Genomic DNA, 8552 nt, shown 5'->3' with positions numbered 1-8552 from the left:
AAGGAGGTAAAAACATGAGTAAAGTGCCCACTGCACATAACGCAGCAGTGGAAGGCCAAATTGCAAAAACGGTGTTGATGCCCGGTGATCCGCTGCGTGCAAAATTTATTGCCGAAACCTATCTGGAAAATGTCACCTGTTTTAATACTGTGCGCAATATGCTAGGATTTACCGGCACCTATCAAGGAAAGCCGGTATCTGTTATGGGTCACGGGATGGGTATCCCATCTATCGGCATTTATTCATACGAGCTTTTTAATTTCTACGATGTGGACAATATCATCCGCATAGGCTCGGCCGGTGCCTTAAGCGATGACCTGGATTTAAAAGATCTTGTCATAGCTATGGGAGCCTGCACCGATTCCAATTATGCCAACCAATACCGGCTGCCGGGCACGTATGCTCCCATTGCCAGCTACACGCTCATGCAAAAGGCCATTGAGGAAGCACAGAAAAAAGGAATCAAAGTCTCAGTCGGCAATGTTCTTTCCACCGATGTGTTTTACAACGCCAATAAAGAGGCTAACGATGCTTGGAAAAGCATGGGTGTGTTGTGCATAGAAATGGAAGCGTCAGCGTTATACATGAACGCAGCCAAGGCAGGAAAAAATGCTTTGTGTATCCTGTCCATCTCCGACCACATCTACAAAGGTACAGAACTATCGGCTCAGGAGCGACAGCTCGGCTTCAAAAATATGATTGAAGTTGCACTTGGAATTATCTAAAAAATAATTTAGTTATAAGTTAAATTAAATATGCTGAAAATGAGAAAAATAAGTTAAACAAATATATTGAAAAGGAGATAGGAACATGAAAAAATTTATAGCATTGCTATTATCTGTTATGATGATCTTTTCCTTGGCCGCATGTGGCGGAAAGAATTCCGGCAACAACAACAACAATAGCAGCAATAACAACAGCAACAACAATACCGGTGGCAAGAAGATTAAGATCGGTATGGTTACCGACATTGGCGGTGTAAACGACGGCTCATTCAACCAGTCTGCTTGGGAAGGTCTGCAGCGCGCTCAAAAAGAGCTTGGAGTAGAAGTCCGCTATGCCGAATCTGCAACCGATGCCGACTATGCTCCCAACATTGAGGCTTTCATTGATGAAGACTATGACCTCATCATCTGCGTAGGATACATGCTGGCTGATGCCACCAAAAAAGCAGCTGAAGCCAACCCTAATCAGAAGTTTGCCATCATTGACGATGCTTCAATTGATTTACCCAACGTTACCTGCCTGATGTTCGAACAGAGCCAGGCTTCCTATCTGGTTGGTCTTGTTGCAGGTAAAATGACCAAGACAAATAAAGTAGGCTTTGTTGTCGGTATGGTCAGCCAGACCATGAACGAATTCGGTTACGGCTATCTTGCCGGCGTAAAAGATGCCAACCCCAATGCTACTATCCTGCAGTTCAATGCAAACTCCTTCGGCAGCACCGAAACCGGTAAATCCGCTGCTACCACAATGATCACTAATGGCGCGGACGTAATCTTCCATGCAGCAGGCGGAACAGGCTTAGGCGTAATCGAAGGCTGTAAAGATGCAGGCAAATGGGCAATCGGCGTGGACAGCGACCAGTCTCCGCTCGCTCCCCAAAACATTCTGACCTCTGCTATGAAACGCGTTGATACTGCATGCTTTGAAATTGCCAAAGCCGTAAAGGAAGGCAATGTTAAGTCCGGTATCATCACCTATGACTTAAAGTCCGCAGGTGTAGACATCGCTCCTACAACTACCAACCTACCTCAGGACGTTATCGATTATGTGAACCAAGCTAAAAAGGACATCATCGACGGTAAAATTACCGTTCCGAAGACAAAGGCTGAGTTTGAAGCTAAATACGGTAACATCTACGAATTAGACGACTAATTTTAACGGTTTCAATAAAATAACCTTAATTATCCAAGGAAGGGTGGCGATCAATTGAGAGACATTTCTATGCAACGCGTGAATGAAACACGCGAAAAAATACTGGATATCATTAAAAGTCCGACACTCACTCACGAGCAAAAAGTTGCTTCGCTGGCCAATACTGCTGATTCTCTGCTGGAAGTATTGGATTTGCCGGAGGGGTTGGACGAGCTGATGAACGTCCCGGAAGATATAAAGTGCATCTGCGACCTGAACGAGGGACACGCTCCGCTTCGCCCACGGTACATCATCCCCGACTACGCCAAATTCATGAAAGAAGGCAGCCGGTTTCTGCAGCTCACGCCCCCGACCGACTTATATGAAGCACTTAATTCTCTGTTGATTTTCTACAAGCATGTTCCAAGCGTGACCAACTTCCCCGTCTATCTGGGGCAGTTGGACATGCTTTTAGAACCTTTTATGCAAGATGTGGACGATGCTACAGCCAAAAAACTACTGCGAGGCTTTTTGGTGCACGTGGACCGCACTATTTTAGACTCCTTCTCCCATGCAAATATCGGCCCTCAGCCTACACGGACCGGCCGCTTGTTGCTGGAGGTGGAGGCGGAGCTTACGCAGGCCGTGCCCAATCTGACCTTAAAGTACGAAGAAGGTGTGACCGACGACGACTTCGCCATTCAGGCTGTAAAAACGGCTTTGCGTTCGGCCAAGCCCAGCTTTGCCAACCACCGTATGTTTAAACAGGAACTTGGTGAGAATTACGTCATTGCCAGCTGTTATAACGGATTGCCGCTGGGGGGCGGATCATACACCCTTTGCCGCCTGATTCTCGGCAACATTGCCAAACGCGCCAGTGGGATTGAGGATTTCAAAACCAACCAATTGCCCTATGTTATGGACATCATGGCACGTTACATGGATTCCCGCATCCGTTTTGAAGTGGAAGAAAGCGGCTTCTTCGAAAATAACTTCCTGGCTAAGGAAGGCTTTATCCGCCGTGATCGGTTCACCGCCATGTTCGGTTTGGTAGGCCTGGCGGAATGTGTAAATATCCTGTTGGAAAAAGAGGGCCGTTCCGGCCGTTTCGGCCACGATGAGTACGCCACCGAGCTTGGCGAATCCATCATTCGCCAGATATATGAATTCAATGAGAAACACCATAATCCCTACTGCGAAATAACCGGCGGTCATTTTCTACTTCATGCACAAGTAGGAATTTCAGAAGACCAAAATATTTCACCGGGTACTCGTATCCCAATTGGAGAGGAACCCGACGAAATGATTGATCACCTCATGGTAATCAATCATTTCCATAAATATTTTCCGTCTGGAACAGGCGACATTTTCCCTATTGATGTCACCGTTCACCAAAACCCCGAATACGTGCTGGACATCGTCAAAGGCTCCTTCCGCAAGGAATTACGCTATCTGTCCTTCTATGAGAAGAACAGCGATGTTATCCGTATTACGGGCTATTTGGTAAAACGGTCCGAAATCGAAAAGCTAAAAAGCGGTCAGAACGTGTTGCAGGACACCACCGCTTTGGGAATGGGTGCCGTTTTAAATGGGAAGATTTTAGATAGAAAGGTGCGCTAATTATGATGGCCACAGTCAACAAAATCATACCCTTTAGCACCGTTGACGGGCCCGGTAACCGTACCGCTATCTTTCTGCAGGGCTGCAATATGGACTGTTTATATTGCCACAACCCTGAAACAAGAGGTAAATGTGTGCACTGTGGGGCATGTGTAAACTCATGCCCCACAGGGGCATTACGCTTAGAAAACCAGCAAGTTCGTTACGACCGTGCCAAATGCGTCCATTGTGATAGCTGCATCAAGCTATGTCCCTACGACAGCAGCCCCAAAACCCTTGATATGACACCTAAACAGGTTTGGCAAGCGGTAGAAAAGCAAATCCCATTTATCCGCGGTATCACCGTTTCCGGCGGGGAGTGCACTCTGTATCCGGAGTTTTTAACAGAGCTGTTTACCTTGGCACAGGCTCATGGCCTGTCCACCCTAATTGACTCCAATGGAACCCTAGATTTTGAACACTATCCTGATTTGCTGGCCGTTACCGACGGCGTGATGCTTGACATAAAAGCATTTGACTGTGAAGAGCACAAGCGGGTGACGGGATGGAGCAACCAGGTTGTCTTGAAAAACGCACGGTTTCTCGCATCAAAGGCTAAGCTGTTTGAGGTTCGTACAGTAGTTTCACCAGGCCTTTTCGATACAGAGAAAACCATCGTTCAAATTGGTGACATGCTTCGTCCCTACTTACCCATTCGGCCCATTCGATATAAGCTTATATCCTATCGTCCTATGGGGGTCCGCCCGCAATTTAAAGAGACTTTGCAAATCCCGACACGCGATCAGATGGAATATTACGCCGAGCTGCTTAAAGCCAAAGGCTTTAAAGATATCATTATCATTTAATTACAAGCAGATACACTACGCAATTCCCGTAAGATAAACATATAAGGAGGGAAAAACGGATTTGGAAAAAACAAGCCATATTGATTCGAGCGTAGTTGCCGTTCAAATGACTGACATCGTCAAGAAGTTCGGTAACTTCGTGGCAAACGACCACATCAACCTAACCGTTTACAAAGGCGAAGTTCACGCTATTCTTGGCGAAAACGGCGCCGGAAAAAGTACGCTGATGAACATATTGTACGGGCTTTATAAACCGACATCCGGTAGCATTTCCATATTCGGTTCTCCTGTGAATATCGAGAATCCGCGCCATGCCATTGAACTTGGCATCGGCATGGTTCACCAGCACTTCATGCTGGTGGAACCCTTTACCGTTACCGAAAACATTATCCTTGGCATGGAGCCCACCAAAAACATGACTGTGGACATCAAGAAAGCGCGCCGGCAGGTGCTGGAACTATCCGAACGCTATGGCATGCATGTGGATCCCGACGCCAAAATCGAAGACATTTCGGTAGGAATGCAGCAGCGTGTTGAAATCCTTAAAGTTCTGTACCGGGGCGCCAACATCCTTATTCTCGATGAGCCTACGGCTTCACTGACTCCGCAGGAAATCGAAGAACTGATCAACATCATACACAACCTCACAGCCGACGGCAAAACCGTGATACTAATCACCCATAAATTGAAGGAAATCAAGGCATCAGCCGACAGGTGTACCATCATCAGGCAGGGCAAATATATCAACACCGTCGATGTGGAAGCAGTCAGCGAAAATGATTTGGCTTCAATGATGGTGGGCCGCGATGTTCAATTTGTAGTGGACAAGAAGCCTATTGAACCCGGTGAAGTCATTATCGACATACAGAATCTCCGCGCCAAGGATTACCGCGGTGTGGAAGTGCTTAAGGGCTTAAACCTAAAAGTGCGCCGTGGTGAAATCGTCGGCTTGGCTGGCGTAGACGGCAATGGTCAGACCGAGTTGGTGGAGATTTTAACAGGCTTAAGAAAAGGCGAATCCGGCAAAGTTATAATAGGCGGCAAGGATTTGTTCAACGCCGATGCACACACACTCTTTGATAACGGAGTATCCAGCATTCCCGCCGACCGGCAAAAGCACGGGCTGGTACTTGAATATTCCATAGCTTACAACATGGTGCTGCAAAATTATGAACGCCCCCCCTTCTCCAAGCGCGGTATTTTAAAGAAGGATGCGATAAATAAGCACGCAGCAGAGCTCGTCGAAAAATTTGATGTCCGTGGCGCTGATGGCGGCACCAAAGAAGTAGGCAAGCTGTCCGGCGGTAACCAGCAAAAGGTAATCATTGCCCGTGAGGTTACCAATGACAAGGATTTGCTTATTGCCGTTAATCCGACTCGCGGTTTGGATGTAGGCGCCATTGAATTTGTTCACCGTTATATTGTGGAACAGCGCAATAAGAATAAAGCTGTTTTGCTGGTATCCTTTGAACTGGATGAAATCATGAGCCTGTCCGACCGAATCGAAGTCATTTACAGCGGTAATATCGTAGGCAGTGTGCCCGGTGACAAGGCCGATGAGAAAGTCCTAGGACTGATGATGGCAGGAGGAACCAAAAATGAAGCACAAGAATAATAATAACATGGCCTCTCAGAACATTTTAAAAAATACTGCACAAGGCCTACTTCATCAAAATGCTCTATATACTGTTATTGCTATTTTCTTTGGATTTGTCGTTGGCGGCATTTTCCTGTGGGCAGCAGGCTTCAGTCCTTTTGAAGCATATGCAAAGCTGTTTAGCAGTGTGTTCAGCCGCCCTAAGTATCTCATTTGGTCGGTTATCTACGCAACCCCGCTGATATTTACGGGATTGAGCGTGGCATTTTCTTACAAAATGGGTGTTTTCAACATCGGCGCCGAAGGTCAGTTTGTCGTAGGCTCACTGGCGGCTCTGTGCGTAGCCATTCTGGTGGACGCCCCTCCTTTTGTGCACGTCATTCTTTGTATGCTGGCAGCTGTTGCCGCCGGTATGGTATGGAGCTTTCTTGTCGCAGTGCTGCGCGTCCGATTCGGAATCAATGAAGTTTTGTCCTTCATTATGTTCAACTGGATCGCCTTTTATCTTTCAAATTACGTAGTTAATACTACAGCTATTCACAAGGTTGGCGGCGGAGAGGCTTCCAAGGATATTCGTGAATCCGCAAGAATTCTGCTGCCTCAATCGCTACTTAATATACTCAAGAACGATAAAGCCAATTACGGTATTTTCCTGGCAATTATCGCGGCAGTTGCTATTTGGTTTATCCTAACAAAAACCACTCTTGGCTATAAGGTACAGGCCGTTGGTCTCAATCCTCACGCAGCCAAATACGGGGGTATCAATTCCAACAAGACGATGTATATCGCCATGAGCCTGTCGGGCGCTCTGGCCGCTCTAGGCGGTGCCGTACAATTGATGGGTAACTCCATGCGTATCAGTCAGTTTGCCGGGCAAGAGGGCTTCGGCTTTCAGGGAATCACCGTTGCGCTAATCGCAAGCTCTCATCCCATTGGATGTATTTTTGCAGGACTGTTTTATGGTGCTATGAAATACGGTGGCTCCAAGCTCAATCTCATTGATGCTCCCACCGAAGTCGTTGATATAATTATGGGTACCATCGTACTCTTTATCGCAATATCGCATGTATTCCGCTATTTAATTACAAGACGGCTTAAGAAAAAGGAGGACAAATAAATGGATGAATTGATAAAAAACCTCGGCTTGGTTATTAACGCCACACTGATAGCTACACCTCCTTTGCTTTATGCTGCACTGGGCTCCACTTTTTCAGAACGCAGCGGTGTCATTAACATTGGTATTGAGGGCATGATGACCATTGGTGCTTTTGTGGGCGCGGCAGTCGCCCATTTTACCGGCAATGCCTGGCTGGCCTTTTTATGCGGCGGACTGGTAGGCGCGCTCTTTGGACTGATTCACGCCATCGCCTGCGTCTCCTTTGGCGCCGACCAGACCATCTCCGGTACAGCCATAAACTTTTTAGCACCCGGCGTAGCTATCTTCGTATGTAAAGCGCTGTTTGCACAATCCTCAAACACTCCTCCGCTGGACACAGTTCAAAAGCTGCCCAAGCTGTTCAACGGTGTTTTTGAGGTTGGGAGCTTCTGGAATAATGTTCTTAACACCTACGTTGCTACTTATCTGGGTTTTGTAGCAGTGGCTATCGTCTGGTTTATTTTCTACAAAACCAAATTCGGTATGCGTCTTCGTGCCGTGGGTGAGCATCCCAAAGCATGTGAAACCCAAGGCATCAACGTATTCCGTATCCGCTATGTTGCGGTAATTGCTTCCGGCTTTTTCGCAGGCCTTGGCGGTGCTTATGTTACCCTGTGCACTGTTAGCCAGTTCCGTCCGGAAGTTATTGTCGGTCAGGGCTTTATCGCCATCGCAGCTGTTATCTTCGGTAAATTCACCCCTCACGGAGCCATGGGTGCATGCCTGTTGTTCGGATTGTGCAACGGTTTAAAGGTTTTACTGGGTTCCGGCAATGTAATAAGTCCTAACCTGATTTCTATGATTCCTTACGTCGTAACAATCATTACGCTGGTACTGTTTGTAGGTAAATCCCGCGTACCTGCTGCCAGCGGTAAGCCGTATGTAAAACAAAAGTAAACTGTTTATTTGCTGCTTCGCCCCACCCAAAACCGGCGAAGCAGCATTTCTTAAAAACTTACAGAGAGGAGCGTTTTTATGACACGGTCAGAACTTATCTCTCATGCTTTACAAGCACGTAAAAAGTCTTATTCCCCCTATTCGCATTTTCAGGTAGGGGCAGCACTATTATCGAAAGACGGAAAGTTGTATACCGGCTGTAACATTGAAAATGCCGGCTACACCCCCAGCAACTGTGCTGAACGTACTGCTTTCTTTAAAGCAGTTAGCGAAGGCGTCAAGGAGTTTTCTTGCATCGCAATAGTCGGCGGTCCGGAAGGGGCACAAGCTCTGGATTTGTGTGCTCCCTGCGGAGTGTGCCGTCAGGTCATGATGGAATTTTGCGATCCCAAAACCTTTGAGGTAATACTTGCAAAAGACCCGGAGCATTACGAAGTGTTTACATTGGAGCAAATTCTTCCCATGGGCTTTGGACCAAAAGATTTGGAAATATAAAAAACAAAGGATTTGGAAATATAAAAGTAGAAAAACTATATCCAGGGTAATCAGTATCATGGTATCTTGGATATTTTTTCAGTAG

The 8552-nt window shown here is 46.8% G+C and carries 8 protein-coding genes; all 8 read left to right on the top strand.

Features of this window, described 5'->3' with window-relative positions:
• The first annotated feature begins 14 nt into the window (after nucleotides 1–14).
• Entirely contained in the window at nucleotides 15–725 is a 711-nt protein-coding gene (gene deoD, locus PLH43_RS06305) for a purine-nucleoside phosphorylase (RefSeq protein WP_324361230.1), read from the top strand.
• Between the two features lie 85 nt (nucleotides 726–810).
• Nucleotides 811–1878, top strand: a complete 1068-nt coding sequence (locus tag PLH43_RS06300) for a BMP family ABC transporter substrate-binding protein (protein WP_324361224.1) — start codon at nucleotides 811–813, stop codon at nucleotides 1876–1878.
• A gap of 69 nt (nucleotides 1879–1947) precedes the next feature.
• Nucleotides 1948–3477 (top strand): YjjI family glycine radical enzyme, encoded by a 1530-nt coding sequence (locus PLH43_RS06295; RefSeq protein ID WP_324361228.1) that lies wholly within the window; start codon nucleotides 1948–1950, stop codon nucleotides 3475–3477.
• 2 nt (nucleotides 3478–3479) lie between these two features.
• Nucleotides 3480–4322 (top strand): YjjW family glycine radical enzyme activase, encoded by an 843-nt coding sequence (locus tag PLH43_RS06290; RefSeq protein WP_324361222.1) that lies wholly within the window; start codon nucleotides 3480–3482, stop codon nucleotides 4320–4322.
• 61 nt (nucleotides 4323–4383) lie between these two features.
• Complete coding sequence (locus PLH43_RS06285; protein ID WP_324361220.1) at nucleotides 4384–5937, top strand: ABC transporter ATP-binding protein; 1554 nt, start codon at nucleotides 4384–4386, stop codon at nucleotides 5935–5937.
• Nucleotides 5921–7036 carry an ABC transporter permease gene (locus tag PLH43_RS06280; RefSeq protein WP_324361218.1) on the top strand — a complete coding sequence of 372 codons (1116 nt, stop codon included), beginning with the start codon at nucleotides 5921–5923 and terminating at the stop codon, nucleotides 7034–7036. Before PLH43_RS06285 ends, PLH43_RS06280 begins: the two co-directional genes overlap by 17 nt.
• Nucleotides 7037–7972: an ABC transporter permease gene (locus tag PLH43_RS06275; protein WP_324361216.1), complete on the top strand. Its 936-nt coding sequence runs from the start codon at nucleotides 7037–7039 to the stop codon at nucleotides 7970–7972.
• A gap of 78 nt (nucleotides 7973–8050) precedes the next feature.
• Nucleotides 8051–8467 (top strand): cytidine deaminase, encoded by a 417-nt coding sequence (locus tag PLH43_RS06270; RefSeq protein WP_324361214.1) that lies wholly within the window; start codon nucleotides 8051–8053, stop codon nucleotides 8465–8467.
• Nucleotides 8468–8552: the final 85 nt, after the last annotated feature.

Origin of the sequence: Acetivibrio sp. (assembly GCF_035371925.1) — a bacterium.
GTDB lineage: Bacteria > Bacillota > Clostridia > Acetivibrionales > Acetivibrionaceae > Hungateiclostridium.
This window is presented reverse-complemented; position numbering and strand designations above follow the sequence as displayed.

What these genes read in the sequence shown, in the direction of transcription:
- PLH43_RS06300 (WP_324361224.1), top strand. Translation starts at nt 811, where the DNA reads ATGAAAAAATTTATAGCATTGCTATTATCTGTTATGATGATCTTTTCC.
- deoD (WP_324361230.1), top strand. Translation starts at nt 15, where the DNA reads ATGAGTAAAGTGCCCACTGCACATAACGCAGCAGTGGAAGGCCAAATT.
- PLH43_RS06275 (WP_324361216.1), top strand. Translation starts at nt 7,037, where the DNA reads ATGGATGAATTGATAAAAAACCTCGGCTTGGTTATTAACGCCACACTG.
- PLH43_RS06290 (WP_324361222.1), top strand. Translation starts at nt 3,480, where the DNA reads ATGATGGCCACAGTCAACAAAATCATACCCTTTAGCACCGTTGACGGG.
- PLH43_RS06270 (WP_324361214.1), top strand. Translation starts at nt 8,051, where the DNA reads ATGACACGGTCAGAACTTATCTCTCATGCTTTACAAGCACGTAAAAAG.
- PLH43_RS06295 (WP_324361228.1), top strand. Translation starts at nt 1,948, where the DNA reads ATGCAACGCGTGAATGAAACACGCGAAAAAATACTGGATATCATTAAA.
- PLH43_RS06280 (WP_324361218.1), top strand. Translation starts at nt 5,921, where the DNA reads ATGAAGCACAAGAATAATAATAACATGGCCTCTCAGAACATTTTAAAA.